The organism is Janthinobacterium sp. OK676, assembly GCF_900103595.1.
Lineage (GTDB): Bacteria > Pseudomonadota > Gammaproteobacteria > Burkholderiales > Burkholderiaceae_D > Janthinobacterium.
On sequence record NZ_FNHA01000002.1, the window covers coordinates 536177 to 557744 of the forward strand.

At 63.4% G+C, this 21568-nt stretch carries 20 protein-coding genes; 13 read left to right on the forward strand and 7 right to left on the reverse strand.

Features of this window, described 5'->3' with window-relative positions:
* Positions 1–36 precede the first annotated feature (36 nt).
* Positions 37–888: a hypothetical protein gene (locus BLU39_RS05970; RefSeq protein ID WP_092710944.1), complete on the reverse strand. Its 852-nt coding sequence runs from the start codon at positions 886–888 to the stop codon at positions 37–39.
* A 205-nt stretch (positions 889–1093) separates the two neighbouring features.
* Between BLU39_RS05970 and BLU39_RS05975 the strand changes: the two genes are divergently transcribed.
* The 3 genes from BLU39_RS05975 to BLU39_RS05985 all read left to right on the forward strand — a co-directional run bounded on the left by BLU39_RS05975 (position 1094) and on the right by BLU39_RS05985 (position 5334).
* Positions 1094–2167 carry a patatin-like phospholipase family protein gene (locus BLU39_RS05975; protein WP_092710947.1) on the forward strand — a complete coding sequence of 358 codons (1074 nt, stop codon included), beginning with the start codon at positions 1094–1096 and terminating at the stop codon, positions 2165–2167.
* A 121-nt stretch (positions 2168–2288) separates the two neighbouring features.
* Positions 2289–4016 carry a methyl-accepting chemotaxis protein gene (locus tag BLU39_RS05980; RefSeq protein ID WP_092710949.1) on the forward strand — a complete coding sequence of 576 codons (1728 nt, stop codon included), beginning with the start codon at positions 2289–2291 and terminating at the stop codon, positions 4014–4016.
* Between the two features lie 142 nt (positions 4017–4158).
* Entirely contained in the window at positions 4159–5334 is a 1176-nt protein-coding gene (locus tag BLU39_RS05985; RefSeq protein WP_254788896.1) for a tetratricopeptide repeat protein, read from the forward strand.
* Here the strand turns inward: BLU39_RS05985 and hemW are convergent.
* The 3 genes from hemW to rph form a co-directional block, all read right to left on the reverse strand.
* Complete coding sequence (hemW, locus tag BLU39_RS05990; protein ID WP_092710952.1) at positions 5331–6605, reverse strand: radical SAM family heme chaperone HemW; 1275 nt, start codon at positions 6603–6605, stop codon at positions 5331–5333. The two genes, BLU39_RS05985 and hemW, sit on opposite strands and share 4 nt — an antisense overlap.
* The gene (gene rdgB, locus BLU39_RS05995; RefSeq protein WP_092710955.1) at positions 6602–7186 is read right to left on the reverse strand and encodes an RdgB/HAM1 family non-canonical purine NTP pyrophosphatase; all 585 of its coding nucleotides are present in this window, start codon (positions 7184–7186) and stop codon (positions 6602–6604) included. Before rdgB ends, hemW begins: the two co-directional genes overlap by 4 nt.
* Before the next feature lie 138 nt (positions 7187–7324).
* On the reverse strand, positions 7325–8053 hold the full coding sequence (gene rph, locus BLU39_RS06000; RefSeq protein WP_092710958.1) for a ribonuclease PH: 729 nt from the start codon (positions 8051–8053) through the stop codon (positions 7325–7327).
* Positions 8054–8353: 300 nt separating this feature from the next.
* Here rph and BLU39_RS06005 point away from each other — a divergent pair, with 300 nt between their 5' ends.
* Together BLU39_RS06005 and BLU39_RS06010 are read left to right on the forward strand one after the other, a co-directional pair.
* Positions 8354–9244: a YicC/YloC family endoribonuclease gene (locus BLU39_RS06005; protein WP_092710961.1), complete on the forward strand. Its 891-nt coding sequence runs from the start codon at positions 8354–8356 to the stop codon at positions 9242–9244.
* A 3-nt stretch (positions 9245–9247) separates the two neighbouring features.
* Complete coding sequence (locus tag BLU39_RS06010) at positions 9248–9574, forward strand: hypothetical protein (protein WP_092710964.1); 327 nt, start codon at positions 9248–9250, stop codon at positions 9572–9574.
* 15 nt (positions 9575–9589) lie between these two features.
* On the opposite strand, the gene BLU39_RS06015 is transcribed toward BLU39_RS06010, so the two are convergent.
* A complete protein-coding gene (locus BLU39_RS06015; RefSeq protein WP_092710967.1) occupies positions 9590–10000 on the reverse strand; it encodes a DoxX family protein in 411 nt (136 codons plus the stop codon).
* Positions 10001–10210: 210 nt separating this feature from the next.
* On the opposite strand from BLU39_RS06015, the gene gmk reads away from it, so the two are divergent.
* The 3 genes from gmk (at position 10211) to BLU39_RS06030 (ending at position 13472) form a co-directional block, all read left to right on the forward strand.
* Positions 10211–10849 (forward strand): guanylate kinase, encoded by a 639-nt coding sequence (gene gmk, locus BLU39_RS06020; protein WP_077407781.1) that lies wholly within the window; start codon positions 10211–10213, stop codon positions 10847–10849.
* 55 nt (positions 10850–10904) lie between these two features.
* Positions 10905–11108 carry a DNA-directed RNA polymerase subunit omega gene (gene rpoZ, locus BLU39_RS06025; RefSeq protein WP_010400723.1) on the forward strand — a complete coding sequence of 68 codons (204 nt, stop codon included), beginning with the start codon at positions 10905–10907 and terminating at the stop codon, positions 11106–11108.
* An 81-nt stretch (positions 11109–11189) separates the two neighbouring features.
* A complete protein-coding gene (locus BLU39_RS06030; protein WP_092710970.1) occupies positions 11190–13472 on the forward strand; it encodes a RelA/SpoT family protein in 2283 nt (760 codons plus the stop codon).
* Positions 13473–13707: 235 nt separating this feature from the next.
* Here the strand turns inward: BLU39_RS06030 and BLU39_RS06035 are convergent, their stop codons facing one another.
* Together BLU39_RS06035 and greB are read right to left on the reverse strand one after the other, a co-directional pair.
* Positions 13708–14349: a transposase gene (locus tag BLU39_RS06035; protein WP_092710973.1), complete on the reverse strand. Its 642-nt coding sequence runs from the start codon at positions 14347–14349 to the stop codon at positions 13708–13710.
* A gap of 69 nt (positions 14350–14418) precedes the next feature.
* A complete protein-coding gene (greB, locus tag BLU39_RS06040) occupies positions 14419–14985 on the reverse strand; it encodes a transcription elongation factor GreB (protein WP_092710976.1) in 567 nt (188 codons plus the stop codon).
* A gap of 115 nt (positions 14986–15100) precedes the next feature.
* Between greB and BLU39_RS06045 the strand changes: the two genes are divergently transcribed.
* The 5 genes from BLU39_RS06045 (at position 15101) to BLU39_RS06065 (ending at position 21502) form a co-directional block, all read left to right on the forward strand.
* On the forward strand, positions 15101–15691 hold the full coding sequence (locus BLU39_RS06045) for a hypothetical protein (protein ID WP_092710979.1): 591 nt from the start codon (positions 15101–15103) through the stop codon (positions 15689–15691).
* 17 nt (positions 15692–15708) lie between these two features.
* Positions 15709–17199: a sensor histidine kinase gene (locus tag BLU39_RS06050; RefSeq protein WP_232731177.1), complete on the forward strand. Its 1491-nt coding sequence runs from the start codon at positions 15709–15711 to the stop codon at positions 17197–17199.
* A 52-nt stretch (positions 17200–17251) separates the two neighbouring features.
* Complete coding sequence (locus BLU39_RS06055; RefSeq protein WP_034753998.1) at positions 17252–17899, forward strand: response regulator; 648 nt, start codon at positions 17252–17254, stop codon at positions 17897–17899.
* 194 nt (positions 17900–18093) lie between these two features.
* Positions 18094–19665: a diguanylate cyclase gene (locus BLU39_RS06060; RefSeq protein WP_092710983.1), complete on the forward strand. Its 1572-nt coding sequence runs from the start codon at positions 18094–18096 to the stop codon at positions 19663–19665.
* A gap of 340 nt (positions 19666–20005) precedes the next feature.
* Positions 20006–21502, forward strand: coding sequence for a flagellin N-terminal helical domain-containing protein (locus BLU39_RS06065; RefSeq protein ID WP_092710986.1), 1497 nt, complete (start codon positions 20006–20008; stop codon positions 21500–21502).
* Positions 21503–21568: the final 66 nt, after the last annotated feature.

Consider the following 21568-nt stretch of genomic DNA (forward strand, 5'->3'; position numbering starts at 1 on the left):
TGCATGCACGGCGCCGCTTTTTTCATGCCCGCGCGATCAGGAGCAACGGAACGTGGCCACGCCCTGGTAATTGGCGCCATTCGCCAGCTGCGTCTTGTAAGCGGCGATCAGCAGATAGCGGCCGGCGCCGCCGTCGCCCAGCATCAGCTGCGCGCCCGTGCCGCTCGACAGGTAGCCGCCGATAATGCTGCTCGACGCGGCCGAAGCCATGCTCGTTGACGCGCTGACCTTGCCCGTGCTGCCACCGGCACTGGCATCAATGGACAGCGCCACCTTGGCGCCGGAGGCATCGAACGACACGCTGGCGGTACCGCTGGCCTTGCCGAAGTTAGCATCCGAGGAGACGCTGGCGCCACCCGTGTAGGCCGGCGCCGTGAACGTACCCGCGTCGCAGCTTGGCGTGCCGCTGGCAGGCAGCGCGGCGAGGGCATTGTAAGCAACGTAATGGGCGCTGGCGTTATTGCCAGGCAAGCTGGTGGCGCCAAAGGTGTTGGTAAACGTCCCCTTGAACCAGCGTCCCTGCGCGAAGCTGGCATCGCCGCTAATTTCGCGCGTGACGGCCGGATTGCCGGTGAAGACGATGCCATTGATGTCGCTCAGGGCGCCAGCAGCGTCCTGCACCAGTGAACCGGCCTTGCCACTGCTCTGCAAGCCGATCGAGGCAAAGACAAAACGGGCACTGTCGCCTTTGACAAAGCGCGCGCTGACGGCGCCCGTGTTTTCGCCAGTGGCTGTGGGCACGACAGGAACGACGGGCGCCACCGGATCAGCAGGCTTGGTCGTATTCACGGCGACCGCCGCGTCGGATGGAGAGGACGAGCCGCCACCACCGCAAGCGGCAAGCGAAGCGGCGATCAGGGTCAGAACAACAGCGTGATTCAGTTGCATACGATTCCAATAAAAAAAAGCAAGACATAAGGAATCCTTGGCACATGCCAAAAATTCAACGTCCAATATTATGCAACATTTCTCAAGAGAATGGTTGCCTTAAAGAAATTTATTAATGCTAACAATGGGACTATAGCTAGCGCGACTGTGTCGTGGCGCCGCGCTGGCGGTAAAATATCTGACTACAGGCCGCCAACGACTACTCATGCAATCACCGATCACCATCCGCCTGGGCCGCCGCGCCCGGGCCCGCATCGCCGAAAACGGGGTGCGCGCCAGCGATATCGCCATCGTTCCTGCCGCCGCTGGCGGACCGAAAGGCTTGATCCTGCACCAGCTCGATTGCTGGCTGTTCGGCGATTTCCTGCCGCAGGCACCGCGCCAGCGCCACTTCGTCGGCGCCTCGATCGGCGCCTGGCGCATGGCCGCCGCCGTGTTTCCCGACCCGGTGGCCGCGCAGCGCCGCCTGGTGCGCGAATACGTGGGCCAGCGCTATCCCGACAAGCCCGAGGCGGCGCACGTCAGCCGCACCTGCCGCGCCCTGCTCGACGCCGTGCTCGACGGCCAGGATGCGCAGCTGCTGCGGCATGCGCAACATAGCCTGTCGGTACTGGCCGTGCGCGGCGTCGGCGCGCTGGCGCAGCCGGGCAAATGGCGCGACCGGCGCGGCTTCCTGCTGGCGGCCGCCGGCAACGCCGTGGCGCGCGCGCGCCTGGCCGCCTCGCTGGAACGCGCCGTGTTCCATGCCGGACCGGACGGCGCCAGCTGGCTGCGCTCGCGCTTCGACGCCTTTCATTCGCACTTCGTGCCGCTGGCGCAAGACAACCTGCGCGACGCGCTGCTGGCCTCCGGCTCCATCCCGCTGGTGCTCGACGCGGTCACGGACATCGCCGGCGCGCCGCCCGGGCGCTACTGGGACGGCGGCCTGGTCGACTATCATCTGCACCTGCCCTACCAGCGCGAACCGGACCTCGTGCTGTATCCGCATTTTGCCGACCATATCGTGCCGGGCTGGCTGGACAAGGCCATGCCCTGGCGCCGCGCGCGCAGCGGCGATAGCGCACTCGACAACATGATCCTCGTCTCGCCCTCACCCGCCTTCGTGGCCAGCCTGCCCAATGGCAAATTGCCGGACCGGCGCGACTTCCCCCATTACGGCCAGGACCACGCGGCGCGCATGCGCGACTGGCGCCGCGCCATCGCGGAAAGCGAGCGCATGGCGGCCGCCTTCGCCCGTTGGGTGGAGCAGCCGGACCTGCGCCAGGCGGGAAATCTGTAGCACGGGCGTGGCTGCAACAGGAGCCGAAACAAGCGCGCTTTTCCCTCGCTTCTTGGTCGCTTCTCAGTGCATACTATGTTGCACAGGCAATTAAATCCCCTCTGCGACAGGAGCTCCTACCATGCACGCCCTCTCCCACCTTCGTATCGGCACGCGCCTGGCTGCAGGCTTCGCGCTGGTGCTGTTGCTGTCCGTCATTTCCACCTCGTACGCGCTGTACAGCGCCAGCGTGAATGCCGAGGCGACGCGGCAAATGATGGAAAAACCACTGGCCAAGGAGCGCCTCGTATCGGACTGGTACGTGCTGATCTATTCGGCCATCGCGCGCACCTCGATGATCGCCAGGAGCACGGATGAAACCCTGTCGAACGTGTTTGCCGACACCATCGCCGACAGCACGAAACAGGGCAGCGAACTGCTGAAGAAAATCGAGGCGCTGCTCGACAGCGACGAAGAAAAAGCCATTTTCAAGGCGTCCATCGCCGAACGCGTCAAGTACCAGGATGCCAAGACCCTGGTGATGAATGCACGCAAGGCCGGCAACGCGGCGCAGGCGGAAAGCACCTACCGCGACAGCTTCGCCCCCGCCGCCACCAGGTACCAGAACAACGTCAAGGCCCTGCTGTCGCAGCAGCGCCAGGCCATCGACGCGACGGCGCATGCGATCGAGGCGGCCAACGGGCGCAGCTTCACCCTGCTGCTGACCTTGTGCGCACTGGTGGTGGCGCTGGGCAGCGTCTGCGCCTGGCTGATCACGCGCTCGATCACGCAACCGTTGAAGGCCGCCGTGAAGGTGGCCGAAACGGTGGCCGACGGCGACTTGCGCACGCATTTCGGCAAAGCCGCCAGCGATGAAATCGGCGACCTGATGCGCGCGCTGCACGGCATGAACGAGGCGCTGCGCAAGGTGGTGTCGGAAGTGCAGACGGGCACCAATGCAATCGCCACGGCGTCGAGAGAGATCGCCGCCGGCAACCAGGATTTGTCGGCGCGCACGGAGCAGCAGGCCAGTTCGCTGGAAGAGACGGCGTCGTCGATGGAAGAACTGACCAGCACCGTCAAGCAGAATGCGGACAATGCGCGCCAGGCCAACCAGATGGCGGTGGCCGCGTCCGGCGTGGCCGAACGGGGCGGCAGCATCGTCAGCCAGGTGGTCGACACCATGGGCGCCATCGATACGGCATCGACGAAAATCGTCGACATCATCGGCGTCATCGACGGCATCGCCTTCCAGACGAATATCCTGGCCTTGAACGCGGCCGTCGAAGCGGCGCGCGCGGGCGAGCAGGGACGCGGCTTTGCCGTCGTCGCCACGGAAGTGCGCAGCCTGGCGCAGCGTTCGGCTGCGGCGGCGCGCGAAATCAAGACCCTGATCGGCGACTCGGTGGAACAGGTCAACAACGGCACCCGGCTGGTGCAGCAGGCCGGCAGCACCATGGGCGAAGTGGTCGACAGCGTGCGCAGGGTCACCGACATCATGGCCGAGATCACGGCCGCCAGCGCCGAGCAAAGCATGGGCATCGACCAGGTCAACCAGGCCATCGCGCAGATGGACCAGGTGACGCAGCAGAATGCGGCCCTGGTGGAAGAAGCGGCGGCGGCCGCCGAAAGCATGCAGGACCAGGCGGCGCGCCTGGCGCAAGTGGCGGCCGGCTTCCAGCTCGACCACGTAGCCGCGGCGGCGCCGGTGCGCACCGCGCGGCCGGCCAGGGCCGCCATCGCCGCCACGCCAAAACCCGCGCCACGCCAGCCCCAGGCCACGGCCGGCAAGCCGGCAGCGCCCAGGGTTGCCGCAGTGCACAAAACGCCATCGCACATCACCGGCGACCAGGACTGGGAAGAATTTTAGGCCCGGTTTTCAAGCACGGTTTCAGGCGATGGCAAGGCGCTTGAAACCATTTGACAGCGGCGCCAAGCGCGCCGATACTGGTTTCAGGTGGGACTGGCGCGCCACCGCGACATGAGACAGCCGGCGCCTCCAGGGAGAGACCATGCGCCCCCATCTTGTTTCCGCCCGCGGCTTCATGCGCCTGCTTGCCGTCCTGCTCTGCGCCACGCTGGCCGCCTGCGCCGCCACGGCTCCCCCCACCTTGCCCCCGATCTTCAACGACAGCGATTTCGCACCGGCCGCCGCCATCGACGCCAGCCAGGTCTTTGCCATCGACGAGACCATGCGCCAGTATGTGCAGACGCAAGTGCGGCACGCGGCGCGCAACGGCAATCCGCGCATCGCGCTGTACGAAGCCTTGTACGACAAATCCAGGCTGAAACTCGAGTACGATGCGGCCCTGACCCGCAATGCGCGCGAAACGTTCGCCGCGCGCCAGGGCAACTGCCTGTCGCTGGTGATCATGACGGCGGCGCTGGCGCATGAACTGGGCTTGCAGGTGCGCTACCAGGAGGTGTTGGGCGAAGAAAGCTGGAGCCGCAGCGGCGACATGTATTTTGTCGCCGGCCACGTCAACCTGGTGCTGGGCCAGCGCCTGGGCGAAAACCGGAATAACTACGATACCAAGGGCACGCTGGTGATCGACTTCCTGCCGTCCGGCGACGTGGCGGGCTACCGCACGCGCGAAATCAGCGAAGCGACCGTACTCGCCATGTACATGAACAACCGCGCCGCCGAAACCATGAGCGAGGGCCAGCTGGACCAGGCGTACTGGTGGGCCCGGGCCGCACTGCTGCAAGATCCCTCATTCAGCGGCGCCTACAACACCCTGGGCGTGATCCAGTTCCGCCATGGCGACCTGGCCGCGGCGCGGCGCACGCTCGCCCATGCGCTGATACGCGCGCCGGACAACACGGTGCTGCTGTCGAACCTGGCGCAGGCGCTGGAAGCGTCCGGCCTGCCCGATGAAGCGCTGCCGCTGCGCCGGCGCCTGCTGGCGCTGCAGCCGCAGCCGCCCTTCCACTACTTCAACCTGGGCAAGGCGGCCATGCAGCAAAACGATTACGTCAAGGCGATACAGCTGTTTTCACGTGAAATCGCGCGCGACCCGTACTACCACGAATTCCACTTCTGGCTGGCGCAAGCCTACGCGCGCCTGGGCCAGCTGGAGCAGGCCGGCAAGCAGCTGGAACTGGCGATGAGCAACAGCACCACGCGCGGCGACCACACGCTCTATGCGGCCAAGCTGCAGCGCCTGCGCGCCGTCACCACGCATTAATCTTCCAGGAACATCTGCTGCAAATCGTTCAGGAAGCACAATCCCCGTTCCGTCGGGCGGATGACCTGGTGGTCGCGGTACAGCAAGCCTTTCGCTTCGGCCGCATTGAGCGGCTGCTCGATGGCGTTGAGGGCCAGGCCCGTGCGCTCGGCGAACAGGTTCGGCCCAAAGCCCTGCGTCAGGCGCAGGGTATTGAGCATGAATTCAAAACCCATTTCCTCGCGCGCCAGTTCGCGCTCTTCCTGCACCGGCTTACCGGCCAGTACCGCGTCCATGTAGGCGCGCGGCTGCTTGTAGCGGGCCTGGCGCAGCACGCGGTGCGGGAACGAGATCTTCGAATGCGCGCCCGCGCCGATACCCAGGTAGTCGCCGAATTCCCAGTAATTGCGGTTGTGCTTTGCCTGGCGGCCCGGCTGCGCGTAGGCCGACACTTCGTAGCGGCCGTAGCCCGCCTGCGCCGCGCGCGCGGCCACCATGTCGGCGATGTCGGCGCTCTCGTCGTCGTCCGGCAGCACGGGCGGATACTTGGCGAACAGGGTGTTCGGCTCCAGCGTCAGGTGATACAGCGACAGGTGTGGCGGCGCGAACGACAGCGCCGTTTCCAGGTCCTGCCGCGCCTCGTCCAACGTCTGCGTGGGCAATGCATACATCAGGTCGAGATTGAAATTGTCGAAGTTGGCGTGCGCGATCTCCACCGCGCGGCGCGCCTCGTTGTCGTCATGGATGCGGCCCAGCGCCTGCAAATGGCGGCCATTGAAGCTCTGGATGCCGATCGACAAACGGTTGATGCCGCTGGCCCGGTAAGACTTGAATTTTTCCGCTTCGAAGGTGCCCGGATTGGCTTCCATGGTGATTTCGCAATCGGGCTCCAGTGGCAGCAGGGTGCGCACGTCCGACATCAGGCGGTCCAGGCCCGCCGCCGACATCAGGCTGGGCGTGCCGCCGCCGATGAAAATCGTGTGGATCTTGCGGCCCCAGATCAGCGGCAGCGCCATTTCCAGGTCCAGCCGCAGGGCGGCCAGGTATTCGGCTTCCGGCAAGTCGCCGCGCACCTCGTGCGAATTGAAGTCGCAATACGGGCATTTTTTCACGCACCACGGGAAATGGATGTACAGCGACAGCGGCGGCAGGGCCGTCAGGTTCAGCGCGCCCGGCTGCAGATATTTCAGGGCCGCCCCGGCCGCGCCGGAAATGCCTTCCTGCGGCGCGGGAGCGGCGCCGGGCCTGGCTGCCGACTTGGCAACGGCGCCCACCAGTTTGATCGGGATCATCGCAGCTTTTCCACCAGCGCGCGCAGGGCCTGGCCACGGTGCGACAGCGCGTTCTTTTCATCGGACGTCAGTTCGGCCGCGCACTTGCCCAGCGCGGGAATGAAGAAGTGCGGATCGTAGCCGAAGCCGCCGTTGCCGCGCGGCGTGGCGATCATCTCGCCATTCCAGCGGCCGTCGGCGATCACGGGCTGCGGGTCGTCCGCATGGCGCACGTACACCAGCACGCAATAGTAATAGGCAGACTTGTCGGCATGCGCCTCGAGGTCGGCGATCAGCTTGGCGCTGTTGGCCGCATCCGATTTCGGCTCGCCCGCATAACGGGCCGAGTACACGCCCGGCGCGCCGCCCAGCGCATTGACGCACACGCCGGAATCGTCGGCCAGCGCCGGCAATCCCGTCAGGCGCGATGCGTGGCGCGCCTTTTGCAGGGCGTTTTCAACGAAGGTGTGGAACGGCTCGTCGCTTTCCGGGACGTCATACTCGCCCTGGGCGTGAACGGAAAAACCGATGGTCGAGAGCAGCTCGTTGAATTCCTTGAGCTTGCCGGCGTTGTTCGAGGCGAGGATGAGGCGTTGGGTCATGTCAGTAGTCCGGTTGAAGTGCCGACATTGTAAACCTTTTGCGTCCCCCTCACCTTGCCCCGCCGCTGCCGGAAAAATCGGCAGGTGTGGGCTTTTTGCCCGGCGCGGCGGGCAATGACATGTAAATCTGTGTAAAGATTACATGCCGAGGGCCTGCTTTTGCAGGGCGATCAGATCGGCGATGCCGCCCTGCGCCAGGTCCAGCAAGCGGTTCATGCCGGCGCGGTCGAAAGCGGCGCCTTCGGCCGTGCCCTGCACTTCGATGAAGTGGCCCGCTTCCGTCATCACCACGTTCATGTCCGTGTCGCAGCCCGAGTCTTCCACGTAGTCCAGGTCCAGCACCGGCATGCCCTGGTAGACGCCCACCGAGATGGCGGCGACAAAGCTTTTCACGGGAATGGCGGCGATCGCGCCGCGCGCCTGCAGCTGGGAAAACGCGTCATACGCGGCCACCATGGCGCCCGTGATCGAGGCCGTGCGCGTGCCGCCATCGGCCTGGATCACGTCGCAATCGAGGTGCAGGGTGCGTTCGCCGAAGGCCTGCAAATCGAAGGCGGCGCGCAGCGAGCGGCCGATCAGGCGCTGAATTTCCTGCGTGCGGCCCGACTGCTTGCCGCGTGCCGCTTCGCGGTCCATGCGCGTGTGCGTCGAACGCGGCAGCATGCCGTACTCGGCCGTCATCCAGCCCTGGCCCTTGCCCTTCAGGAAACCCGGCACCTTGTCTTCGATGCTGGCGGTGCAGATGACCTTGGTATCGCCGCACTCGATCAGCACCGAACCTTCGGCATGCTTGGTGTACTGGCGGGTGATGCGGATGGCGCGCAGCGCGTCGACGGCGCGGCCGCTCGGGCGGGATTCGAATGTCATGGGATGTCCTGTGTGATTGGGGTTGCGGCAGCGATTCTACCACCGCGCGCCCGTCTATTTGCGGCCATGCAACAGCGCAAGGCGCAATGGCAGGCGGTGCACACATGATCCATACAATCCTGCCCCGCCAAACACAATTTTCTTTACAATGCCGTAAAACGCACACTATTCAGCAATTTTCAGGCCATCGTGCTCTTCGGTCTGTTTTGCGGCGCGGGCGGTATTGCCTGCGCTGGCTGATTAAGTGTATAAGTGACTGTATACAAGATCAAATCGGGGAATCCTTTGAGCATTTCAAGCATGACAGGCTACGCGGTTGCCACCAGCGAAGGTGCTGCAGGCACACTGACAATTGAAATCAAGAGCGTCAACTCGCGCTTTCTCGACCTGCAATTCCGGATCAACGACGATCTGCGGGCCCTGGAGCCCGACTTGCGCGCCGCCGTCATGTCCGCCATCACGCGCGGCAAAGTCGAGGTACGCCTGAGCTTTGGCCGCAAGGCCGCGACCGCCGGCACGCAGGCGCTGAACCTGCCCCTGCTGACGGAGCTGGCGCGCCTGCAAGCCGAAGTGGGCCAGCATTTTGTCTCGGCCCCCGTCATGACGGTGGCCGAACTGCTGCGCTGGCCTGGCGTCATCGAAGAAGCGCAAGTGGGACAAGAGTCCTTGCAGGCGGACGTGGGCGCGCTGACCCGCCGCACCGTGGCCGCCTTCGTCGAGAGCCGCAAGCGCGAAGGGGCGGCGCTCGAAGCCGTGCTGGTGTCGCGCATCGAGGCGATGGAAGCCATCGTCAAGCGCATCACGCCGCTGATCCCGCAAGTCGTCGCCGCCTTCCAGCAAAAAGCCATCGAGCGCATGCAGGATGCGCTGGGCCTGGCCAGCCAGGGCTCGAATTCGGCCCTGTCGCGCCAGGACGCCATGGAACGCATCCGCCAGGAAGTGATCTTGTACGGCATCCGCATCGACGTGTCGGAAGAACTGGCGCGCCTGTCGGCTCACCTGGGCGAAACGCGCCACATCCTCACCAAGGGCGGGCAAGTGGGCAAGCGCCTCGACTTCATGATGCAGGAACTCAATCGCGAAGCCAATACCCTGGGCGCCAAGGCGTCCGTCAAGGAACTGGCCGATGCGTCGATGGACTTGAAGCTGCTGATCGAGCAGATGCGCGAACAGGTGCAGAACCTGGAGTAAGCCATGACCGCACCACGCATCCTGACGCTCGCCAGCGTCACCCTGGCGCTGCTGGCGGCAGGCGCGCAAGCGCAACCTGCGCAGCAGCCGTCGCCGTATGCGGTTGAAGGCTGCACCTCCGGGTGTTTCGCTCTCAAGGAACGCGGCGCCGCCATCTACACGGGCGCCGACGCCGCCTCCTACCGCATCTGCTCGCGCAGCAACTTGGGCGCGGAAGTCTCGGTCGACAGCGCCATCGTGCGCATCAGCAACCGCGACTGCACCGATGTGAATGGACGGGCCATCGTTCTCAATAGCGGCGAAATCGCCCTGGGCCGGCTGCCCCGCTGAGGCAGGGCACGCAACTTACGTCAGGCGCGCTCCGGCGCGCCCCCTGTCGCTGGCGGCGATGACGACGCAGGCGACAAACAGCACGATGCTGTATTCCACGCCGCCGGCGCCATGCTCGCCCACGAACCAGCCCTTGGCCGCATGCACGATGACGATGCCGCCGACGCAGATCACCATCAGCCCGGCCGCCGCCCAGCGCATGTATTTGCCGGCGATGAGCAAACTGCCGCAAACGATTTCGACGACGGTAATCGCCCACACGACGGCCAGGCCGTAAATGAATCCCTTGTCTTCCAGGAAACCGGCAAAGCGGGGAATGGTGCCGTTGGCGATGCGCACGATGGCATGCGCCATGAACATGACGGCGATGGCCACGCGCAGCAGCAGCATGGCCTGGGCAACACTGAGAAATGGGAAATTTTTCATGCACGCATCCTGTCGGCAAATAGTTATCAAGAAAAAACCATTCCAAATTAAATAACTATTTCTTCAGGATCACAAGCAAAATATGCGCAGGCCTGGCGGCATCGCGCATCGCGGGGCTGGCTCGCCGCCTTGCCTCTTGGTAAAATACCGAATTGGGCGGCGCCCATGCAAGCGCAAACGCCGCCATCACACGCATATGGAAAGATCCGCATGAGCCACCCTACCGCCTTCTCCGGCAGCCTGTTCGTGGTCGCCGCGCCATCGGGCGCCGGCAAATCGACACTGGTCAATGCATTGCTGGCGCAAGAGCCCGGCATCAAACTGTCGATCTCGACCACCACGCGCGCGCCCCGTCCGGGCGAGCAGCATGGCCGCGAGTACTATTTCACGACGGCGGAAGACTTTGTCGCGCGCGCCGACCAGGGCGAGTTCCTGGAATGGGCGGAAGTGCATGGCAATTACTACGGCACTTCGCGCATCATGGTGGAACAGCAAATGCTGGCCGGCACCGATATCCTGCTGGAAATCGACTGGCAGGGCGCGCGCCAGGTGCGCAAGCAATTTCCCCGCGCGGCCGGCATTTTCATCCTGCCGCCATCGATCGATGCGCTGGAAGAACGCTTGAACAAGCGCGGCCAGGACGAGCCGCACGTGATCACGCGCCGCCTGCTGGCGGCCGGCGGCGAAATCGCACACGCTCCCGAGTTCGAGTATGTTATTATCAATGAAGAGTTTACGGTCGCTTTGTCCGAACTGAGCGCGATCGTGAGAGCGGCCCGTTGCCGGTTTGCGCAACAAGCGGCCCGCAACGCATCGCTATTCGCCCAGCTGGGCCTGCACGCAGAGTAATCCAGCCTGCACGCCAGTTCATACACAGCACCACGCAAAAATTTTAGGAGTTACTATGGCCCGTATCACAATCGAAGATTGCCTGAAGCAGATCCCTAACCGTTTCCAGCTGACCCTGGCTGCGACTTATCGCGCACGCCAGTTGTTGCAAGGCCACACCCCTAAGGTGGAAGCCAAGGACAAGCCTACCGTAGTCGCACTGCGTGAAATCGCTGCCGGTAAAGTCGGCATCGAAATGCTGAAAAAGGTCCCGATGTAGTGGGAACCCGCGTGCCGGAACAGTGCTGACCCCTGGTTCTACCGTATCCTTTATTCACACTGTGAAGCAACGCGACGTTTTATGAGTCTGACCCCAGCCGACACGACTTCCGCAGCACTGCCGCCCCTGGCCCCGCGCCAGGCGGCAAAATCGCAGGGCGCTTCCGCGCCCGGCGTCGGCACGTCCGGCGGCAATCCCTCCGCAGTGCCGCCGGCACCCGCCTTGGGCGTGGCCTCCGTCAGCCACCTGGCCGACAAGCTGGCCGAATACCTGTCTCCCGCCGACCTGAAAAAAGTCAAGGAAGCCTACCGCTTCTCCGACGAAATGCACCTGGGCCAGATGCGCCGCTCGGGCGAGCCGTACATCTCGCATCCGATCGCCGTCGCTGAAATCTGCGCCGACTGGAAACTCGACGCGCAAGCCATCATGGCAGCCCTGCTGCACGACGTGATGGAAGACCAGGACGTCAAGAAGGATGAATTGATCGAGCGCTTCGGCGCACCGGTGGCGCACCTGGTCGACGGCCTGTCGAAACTGGAAAAGATCGAATTCCAGACCCAGATCGAAGCGCAGGCGGAAAACTTCCGCAAGATGCTGCTGGCGATGGCGTCCGACGTGCGCGTGATCCTGATCAAGCTGGCCGACCGTCTGCACAATATGCGCACCCTGGACTTCATGACGGCGGCAAAAAAACGCCGCATCGCCAGCGAGACCATGGAAGTGTACGTGCCGATCGCGCACCGCCTCGGCCTGAACAATATCTACCACGAGCTGCAGGACCTGTCGTTCTCGCACCTGTACCCGATGCGCTACCGCACCCTGGCGAAAGCCGTCAAGGCGGCGCGCGGCAACCGGCGCGAAGTGGTCAACAAGATCATGGAAGCGGTGAAAAGCACCTTGTCCATGGCCGAGCTCGAGGCCGACGTCACTGGCCGCGAAAAGACCCTGTACGACATCTATAAAAAGATGCGCAGCAAGCATTTGTCGTTCTCGCAAGTGCTGGACGTGTACGGCTTCCGCGTGGTGGTGAGCAGCTTTGCCGACTGCTACGTGACCCTGGGGACCCTGCACAGCCTGTACAAGCCCATGCCGGGCAAGTTCAAGGATTACATCGCGATCCGCAAGCTGAACGGCTACCAGTCGCTGCACACGACCGTCATCGGCCCCTACGGCACGCCCGTGGAATTCCAGATCCGCACGCAGGAAATGCACCGCACGGCCGAGTCCGGTGTGGCGGCGCACTGGCTGTACAAGAGCGGCGAATCGAACCCGTCCGACCTGCAGCAGCGCACCCATGCGTGGCTGCAATCGCTGCTCGACATCCAGCAGCAGACGGGCGACTCGGCCGAATTCCTCGAACACGTCAAGGTCGACCTGTTCCCCGATTCCGTCTACGTGTTTACGCCGAAGTCGAAGATCATCGCCCTGCCGCGCGGCGCCACGGCCATCGACTTCGCCTATTCGATTCATACCGGCATCGGCGACCAGACCGTGGCCGTCAAGATCAACAACGAAACCTCGCCCCTGCGCACCGAGCTGCACAACGGCGACATCGTGGAAATCATCACCGATTCCTCGTCGCGCCCCAGCCCGACGTGGCTGTCGTTCGTGCGCACCGGCAAGGCCCGTTCGGCCATCCGCCACCATCTGCGCACGATCAACCTGCCCGAATCGATCGCCCTGGGCCAGCAGCTGCTGTCGCAGGCGCTGCAGACGCTGAACATCGACGCCGACCTGCCAGCGCCATTGGTCGAACGCCTGCTCAACGAATCGAGCGCCAATTCCATGGACGAGCTGTATGCGGACATCGGCATCGGCAAGCGCATGGCCACCCTGGTGGCGCGCCACATCTTCGGTTTGATCGGCGGCGAAGCGGCCAGCATGCCGGTGGAACACAACAGCGGCAGCGAGCTCGACCCCGTCACCATCTGCGGCAGCGAAGGCGTCTCCGTGCAGCTGGCGCCATGCTGTTTGCCGATTCCCGGCGACCAGATCATCGGCCAGCTGCGCCGCGACCAGGGCTTGCTCGTGCACACGAGCGACTGTTCGCAAGCGAAGCGCCAGCGCGCCAAGGAACCGGACCGCTGGATCGCCGTGCGCTGGGGAACCGAACTGAACCGCCGCTTCGACTGCCGCATCAAGGTGCTGATCAACAGCGAACGGGGCATCCTGGCCAGAGTCGCCGCCGAAATCGGCGAATCCGACGCCAACATCATCTACGTGGGCATGGACGAAGACAAGGACAACGTCCTCGACCAGCTGCGCTTCACCGTGCAGGTAAAAGACCGCGTCCACCTGGCCGCCCTGCTGCGCAATGTGCGGCGGGTAGCGGGCGTGAACCGCATCCTGCGCGAACGTAACTAAGAATTGTTGGCAAAAAGCTGGGGTCAGACCCTCAGGGGGAATCCGCCCCAATGGGGCGGATTCCGATCGCGAAGCGACTGACCCTGGATCTCCGCTGCGGGCTACCGGCTTATTTCCGCAACTCGCTGTAAAAACGCTTGGTTTCCGGTGGCGGGCGTGAACCGAGTCTTGCGCGAACGCAATTAAACCCCACGGCAAATACTGGGGTCGGACCCTCAGGGTCCGACCCCAGCACTCACGCTTTGCGGGTTTGCAGTTCCCTCACAAATTTGGCACTTCCAACGACCGTATTGCCACGGCTGGCGGCACGCAATGCCTGAACAGCCGTTTCTTCGTCCGCATGAAATAAAGCAGCGTAGGCTTGCCGCCGCTCATCCGGATTGTTACCCATGCTTAAATAGAGTGGATGCGGCCTTACCAGGGCATCCTCGCGCCTCTCCGCATTACAACGATAGCTGGACCATCGGTAATGCCCCGGATAGCGCACCATGCCCGCACGCACGGGATTGAGCTCAATATAGCGCTGGCATACCAGTAAATAGGTTTCGTCTTGCACCACGCAGGATTTGTAGCGCCCGTCCCACAGCGGCCCGGTCCGACGGCGGCGCCAGTTGATGTAATGCGCATATTCTTGCCCCAAGGCTTTCATCATGCGCGACACGGCAAGAACGCTATCCGCCGAGAGCAACAGATGCACATGATTCGTCATCAGGACATAGGCATGCAGCGCGCAGCTTTGCGCATGTGAGTGCCGCTGCAGTTGTTGCAAATACCAAAGGAAATCGGCGGGATCAAAGAAGCAGATTTGCCTGTCCGCTCCTCGCTGCACCACATGCAAGGGCATACCAGGCACAAACAAACGCTGGACTCTGGCCATGATGAGACTCCCATCAAGAAAAGTCCCAGCGTGACAGGCTTATCAAGACGACCCCTGCGTCACCGCAAACTACCCCTCCCCCGGCGCCGGATACGTCACTTCCAGCAATTCCAGTTCCTGCTCGCCCAGCGGCGTGTTGAGGGTGATCACGTCGCCTTCGCGGGCCTTGGTGATGGTGCGGGCCATGGGCGAGACCCAGCTGATCTTGCCGTTCAGGGGGTCGAACTCGTCGATGCCGACGATGGTGATGGTGTGCGTTTCGCCGTCGCTGGTGCGATAGGTTACCGTGGCGCCGAAAAATACCTGGTCGTTGCCATGGTGCACGCTGGGGTCGACGATGGCGGCCAGGTCCATGCGCTTGGTGAGGAAGCGGATGCGGCGGTCGATTTCGCGCAGGCGGCGCTTGCCGTAGATATAGTCGCCATTTTCCGAACGGTCGCCATTCGACGCCGCCCAATGGACGATGCGCACCACTTCCGGACGGTCGACGTCGATCAGCTGCAGCAGCTCATCCTTGATGCGCTGGTAACCGGCCGGCGTGATGTAGTTCTTGGCGCCGGCGGGAATGGCCAGCGCCAGCGCGGCCGCTTCTTCATCGTCGTCGTTGTCGGATTCTTTTACAAAGGCTTTATTCATCTGCCTATTGTAGCCCCGCCGGGGAGCGGCGGGCACACGGGATACGGGGGCGGACAGGCTTTTTTGACGTATCATCGTGGCAATCGCGGCAAACCTGCGCCGCACACGGAGACGGATGAAAAAATTCTACAGAGTCAGGCGCTGGCTGTTCGCGCCGCTGGTCTACCTGGCCGCCATCTTTCTGCTGATCGAGGAGTGGCTGTGGGCGACCGGGGCGCGCATCATGCAGGTGATCGCGCAGTTTCCGCCCCTGCATGCGCTCGAAGCGTGGATCAAGCGCCTGCCGCCCTACTGGGCGCTGGCCATCTTCGTGCTGCCGGCCGTGCTGCTGTTTCCCGTCAAGCTGCTGGCCCTGCTGGCGATCGCGCGCGGCCATGCATTTTCCGGCATCGGCGTGATCGTCATCGCCAAGCTCGGTGGCGCTGCCGCCGTCGCGCGCCTGTATACGCTGACGCGCCCTACCCTGCTCAGTTTGCCGTGGTTTGCGCGCTGGCACGGCCTGTTCATGGAAACCAAGGACCGCTGGATCGCCCGCCTGCGCGCCACGCGCCCATGGCGCAGAGTCAGCCGCCTGTCGGCAGCGCTGGGCCGCGCCCGCCGCGCCTGGTGGCAACGCCTGCGTACGCGCGCCGCCGCCGGGCGCCACAGTTCGCGTCCGGCACGGGTGCTGCGCCGCTTCGTCGCCTTCTGGCGCGCCCGCCGCTGATGAAGAAAGGCCACTCCATGCACGACACTCCCCGGCTGGCGCCCGCCATGCGCGCGGCGGCGCCGGAAATCTACCTGTACGACGCGGCCAGCTTGCAATTGCTGGACGCCAACGATGCCGCCTGCGACAACTTGCAGTACGCGCGCAAGGAATTGCTGGCGATGACGCCGTTCACCCTGGCGCCGCAACTCGACGCGCAGCAGCTGGCCGCCGTGCTGGCCACCCTGGACGACAGCATCGGCGCGCAAGCCCGGCTGCACGTGCAGCAACGCCGCCGCGACGGCAGCCTGTATTCGCTGAGCCTGCACCTGTCGCGCGCCCACCGCCAGGGGCGTTCCCTGCTGCTGGCCGAGGGCGAAGACTTGCGCACGCCGCAGGCGACGGCGGCCGCCCTGGCGCAGGTGCAGTCGCGCTTCAACGCCATCGTGTCGAACACGCCGGGCCTCGTGTACCAGTTCTGCCTGCATGCGGATGGACGGGCCTCCTTCCCCTACCTGAGCGACGGCTGCCAGGCCCTGCTGGGCCTGAGCCCGGCACTGCTGCACGCGCGCCCGGAACTGTTCTACCAGTTGATCCTCGCCGACGACCGCGCCTCGTATCTGGAATCGATGCAGGCCTCGAAAAACGCCTTGTGGAGCTGGAACTGGGAAGGCCGCATCTGGATCGATGCCTGGAAGGACGTCAAATGGATCAACCTGCGCTCCACGCCGCGCGCGCTGGCCGACGGCACGGTGCAGTGGGAAGGCATCATGACGAACATCACGGAAAGCCGGCTCGAACAGATCGAAGTACGCCAGTCGCGCGCCCGCCTGGCCGAGCTGACGGCGCACATCGACAAGGTCAAGGAACACGAACGCACGCGCCTGGCGCGCGAACTGCACGATGACCTGGGCGGCAACTTGACGGCCATCAAGATGGCGCTGGCCATGCTGGCGCGCCGCCTGCCGCCCGACGACCCGCAATTGCAGGAAAAGGCCGACTATGTCGACGCCCTGGTCGACCGCAGCATCGACGCCGTGCACCGCATTTCGCTGGACTTGCGCCCCTCCATGCTGGACCTGGGCCTGGTCGCCGCGCTGGACTGGCAAGTCAAGGAATTCGCGCGCCAGGCCGGCATCGAATGCCAGTTCATTTCCAACCGCCAGCACATCGAGCTCGAGCTGGACCAGGCGACCAGCCTGTTTCGCATCGCCCAGGAAGCGCTGACGAATATCGCCAAGCATGCGCAGGCAAGCAAGGTCACCGTGCGCCTGGCCCGGCAGCGCCAGCATATCAGCCTGTCGATCGCCGACAATGGCGTCGGCATGCGCCTGTCCGACCGCGCCAAGCCGCAATCGTTCGGCATCCGCGGCATGGCCGAACGGGCCAGCGCGCTGGGCGGCACCCTGAGCCTGATGGATGGGCCGGGCGGCGGCACCGTCCTGAGCATAAAAATCCGGCTGACCACGCCGCGAGAGGCGATAATAGCGGCTGCAGCCAGCGCACCAGCGCAAAGCGGATCGCCATGAGGCCACAGGGCCGCCGCAGGGCGCAGAGATTCAGATAGGAAACAACGCAGTCATGAAAGAAAAAGCCACCATCCGGGTATTCATCGCCGACGATCATGCGATCGTGCGCGAAGGCTTGAAACAAATCCTCGCCGACACGAAGGACATCATCGTGGCCGGCGAAGCTGAAAATGGCCACGACGCCATCAAACTGTTCCGCGGCTCGAAATGCCAGGTGTTGCTGCTCGACATCTCCCTGCCCGACCGCAGCGGCATCGAGGTACTCAAGCAGATCAAGAAGGAAAAGCCGGAACTGGCCGTGCTGATGCTGTCCATGCACCGCGAGGACCAGTACGCCATCCGTTCGCTCAAGGCGGGCGCGGCCGGCTACCTGACGAAACAGAGCGCGCCGCGCGAGCTGGTCACGGCCATTCGCCAGGTAGCGCAGGGCTTGAAATACATCAGCGCCTCGCTGGCCCAGGAATTGGCCAACACGGTGGGCGAAGACCACGAAACGGCCCTGCACGACACCTTGTCGGACCGCGAATACCAGACGCTGGTGATGATCGCCTCGGGCAAGGCCGTGGGCGCCATCGCCGAAGAGCTGAAATTGTCCGTGAAAACCGTCAGCGAATACCGCGCCCGCCTGCTGGTCAAGATGAAACTCAAGAATAGCGCCGAACTGACGCATTACGCCATCCGCAACCAGCTGGTGGATTGACGCAAAGCGGCATGCACGCTGGCATCGGGCGAATTGACAGGACTTCTCCTTGCTTCTCGCACAATAAGTTCTTTGCCAACTCGCATATCATGAGGATAATGAGAAATATCTGAAAAGGCTGTGCCTACATGTCCAGTAAATTGCCATCTTCACCAGCAAGCGCTCCCGCTGGCGCCACGAATGCCGCCGCCGCGATGAACCCGGCCGATATCGCCCGCGAAGCGTTTCGCCGCCTGGCCACGCGCCGCATCGCCCCGACACCGAGCGCCTACCGCGATATCTACAATGAAATCGCCGGCATCAGCGAACCTGCGGACACGCCGGCCGCGCCGGGCGCCGTGCTGGCCGCCAGCGCACCAACGGAGAGCGGCGCGGAAAACGTCCTGACGCAATTTGCCGCCAAGATGAGCGAATCGGCGGGCGAACTGGGCGACTTCGGCCGGCGCTTCCAGCGCGCCCTGAAAGCGCGCGACTGGGACAGCTATGCGCGCACCCTGGCGCAGCTGGCGGAAAAACAGGTCAAGAAAGGCGGCGGCATCGAATTGCCGCCCTTGCCGGACGGCGAACAGACGCGCACCCTGCGTGAATTGCTCAGCCGCACCCTGGGCTTTGCCGTCGCCACCTTGCTGACGGGCACGCCCGCGCTGGTGGAAGAGGCCGAATCGCTGGGCGCGGCCATCAAGCAGGCCCATACGGAAGAAGCGCTGAACGAAGCGGCCCTGCGCCTGAAGCAGCTGTGCTACCAGATCGAACTGAAAAGCGGCGACACGGCCGAGCAGCAGGAACTGCTGCTGCGCCTGTTCAAGTTGTTGCTCGATAACGTCAGCCAGTTGCTCGACGACGACAGCTGGCTGCGCGGCCAGGTCGATGCCGTGCAAAACCTGATCGCCGGCCCGCTCGACCAACGCGCGCTGGAAGACGCCACGCGCAGCCTGAAGGAAGTCATCTACAAGCAAAGCCAGCTCAAACACAGCCTGTCCGACGTCAAGCTGACGGTCAAGAACATGATGATGACCTTCATCGACCGCCTGGGACAAGTGGCGGCCAGCACGGGCGACTTCCATGAAAAAATCGGCGGCTATTCGGAAAAGATCAGCCAGGCGGAAAATATCACCGAACTGAACAGCGTTCTCGACGAAGTCCTGCGCGAAACGCGCATGGTGCAGAACGAAGCCTTGCGCGCACGCGACAAGATGGTGCTGGCGCGCCAGGAAGTGCAGGATGCCGAGCAGCGCATCCACACCCTGGAAGCGAAGCTCCAGCATATGAGCGAACTGGTGCGGGAAGACCAGCTGACGGGCAGCCTGAACCGCCGTGGCCTGGACGACGTGTTCGAGCGCGAGACGGCCCGCTCCGACCGCCGCGGCACGCCGCTGTGCATCGCCATGCTGGACCTGGACGATTTCAAGCGCCTGAACGACACCTACGGCCACCTGGCCGGCGATGCGGCGCTGAAACACCTGGTCAAGATCGTCAAGGAAACCCTGCGCTCGATGGACGTCATCGCCCGCTTCGGCGGCGAGGAATTCCTCATCCTGCTGCCGGAAACGACGGTCGAGGCGGCCTCGTCGACTATGACGCGCCTGCAGCGCGAGCTAACCCGGCATTTCTTCTTGCACGACAATGAAAAAGTCTTGATCACCTTCTCCGCCGGCGTAGCCCTGCGCCTGCCCAACGAAGACCAGGCCGAACTGGTCAAGCGCGCCGACCGCGCCATGTACCAGGCCAAGCAGACGGGCAAGAACCGGGTGGTGGTGGCGGAGTGAGCCCTGCCTGCATCATGCCATGCCGTCCCGCCACCAGGCCGGACGGCATTTTTAATGGCAAGAACAACAACACACCTCTCTCCCCAGCACGCCGCGAGCATGCGCACGATATAAAAATAAAACTATTTTTACCCTCAAGTTTCTTTAAATCATGCCGTCTAGCGCGCGGCCAGCGACAAACTGAAGGGCTAAAAATTAAAATTTAAAGCACTTTTCGCCATAAATTTTCCCGCAGAGCAACCGTTACCCTAAACAACAGCGGCTTGATTGTCCCGGAACAGCGGGGCAGGCCAAAGTGACTAGCACATAGCGCAATGTAGTACCTGTCTGGAGAATTAACATGGCTGCAGTAATTAATACCAACATCTCGTCCCTGAATTCGCAACGTAACCTGTCGACTTCGCAATCGTCCCTGAGCACCTCGCTGCAACGCCTGTCTTCCGGCCTGCGCATCAACAGCGCCAAGGACGATGCTGCTGGTCTGGCAATTTCCGACCGCATGACGTCGCAAATCCGCGGCATGACCCAAGCTACCCGCAATGCAAACGACGGCGTCTCGCTGGCCCAAACGGCTGAAGGCGCGTTGGCAAGCTCGGGCGACATCCTGCAGCGTATCCGCGAACTGGCAGTGCAATCGTCGAACTCCACCAACTCGGCCAGCGACCGCCAGGCGCTGCAAACCGAAGTAGGTCAGCTGGGTTCGGAACTGAACCGCATCGCCACCACGACCTCGTTCAACGGCCAGGCTCTGCTGGACGGCACCATGGGTACGGCCAACTTCCAGGTCGGCGCTGACGCCAACCAACTGATTTCGGCCAATGGCGCAAACTTTCTGACCAGTACTTACGGTAACAACCGCGTAGAAAACGATGCGGTTGCATCGAAAGTTGGCACCATCGCAGCACCGGCAACCAACGTCGTCGCCGCAAAAGATGTCGTCATCAGCGGCAAAGTAGGTTCGGCAACCTACACCACTACCGCAACCGATACGGCAAAATCGGTCGCCGCAGGCATCAATCAAAAAACAGCCAGCACCGGCGTGACGGCAACAGCGAAAACGGAAGCCAATCTGGGCCTGGTCAATGGTTCGTATTCGTTCAACATTGCATCTGACAACAGCAACGGCACCAACCCAGTAACGGTATCGTTCGCTGTCACAGGTGGCGCGACGACGGCAACCGACTTTGCCGCCGGCATCAATGCGATCAATGCGCAAACGGCTAAAACCGGCGTTACGGCCCAGTTCGACGCAACGAATGGCGGCATCAAGCTGAGCAATTCCAGCGGCTCCGATATTCAGATCATCGACAGCAATGCCGCCAACACCCAGCAACTGAAAGTGAACACCTACACAACGGCCGGCGGCATCGTTGCAGGCGCCGATGCCAAGGGTGCATCCGCTACAGCCAACGGTACCGTGACGTTCGATTCCGACAGCAGCTTCTCGGTCAGCGACGCTGGTTCCGGCCTGGGCCTGGGTGCAGCAGCAGCAGCCACCACCAACCAGGGTTCGCAACTGAAGTCGGTCGCATCGATTGACGTCACGTCGTTCGCTGGCGCCCAACTGGCTCTGAAGATCACCGATGCAGCCCTGTCGACGGTCAACAGCCAACGCGCCCAGTACGGTGCATTGCAATCGCGCTTCTCGTCGGCCATCGCCAACCTGCAATCGACGACGGAAAATCTGTCGGCATCGCGCAGCCGCATCGTCGATACGGACTTTGCGTCGGAAACGGCCAACCTGACCCGCGGCCAGATCCTGCAACAAGCTGGTACGGCCATGCTGGCGCAAGCAAATTCGCTGCCAAACGGCGTACTGAGCCTGCTGCGCGGCTAATCTCCGATTAGTCAGGCAACAGCGTAGGACTCTGATTCCCCTGCCGGATTTTTTCGGCCGGGGAAT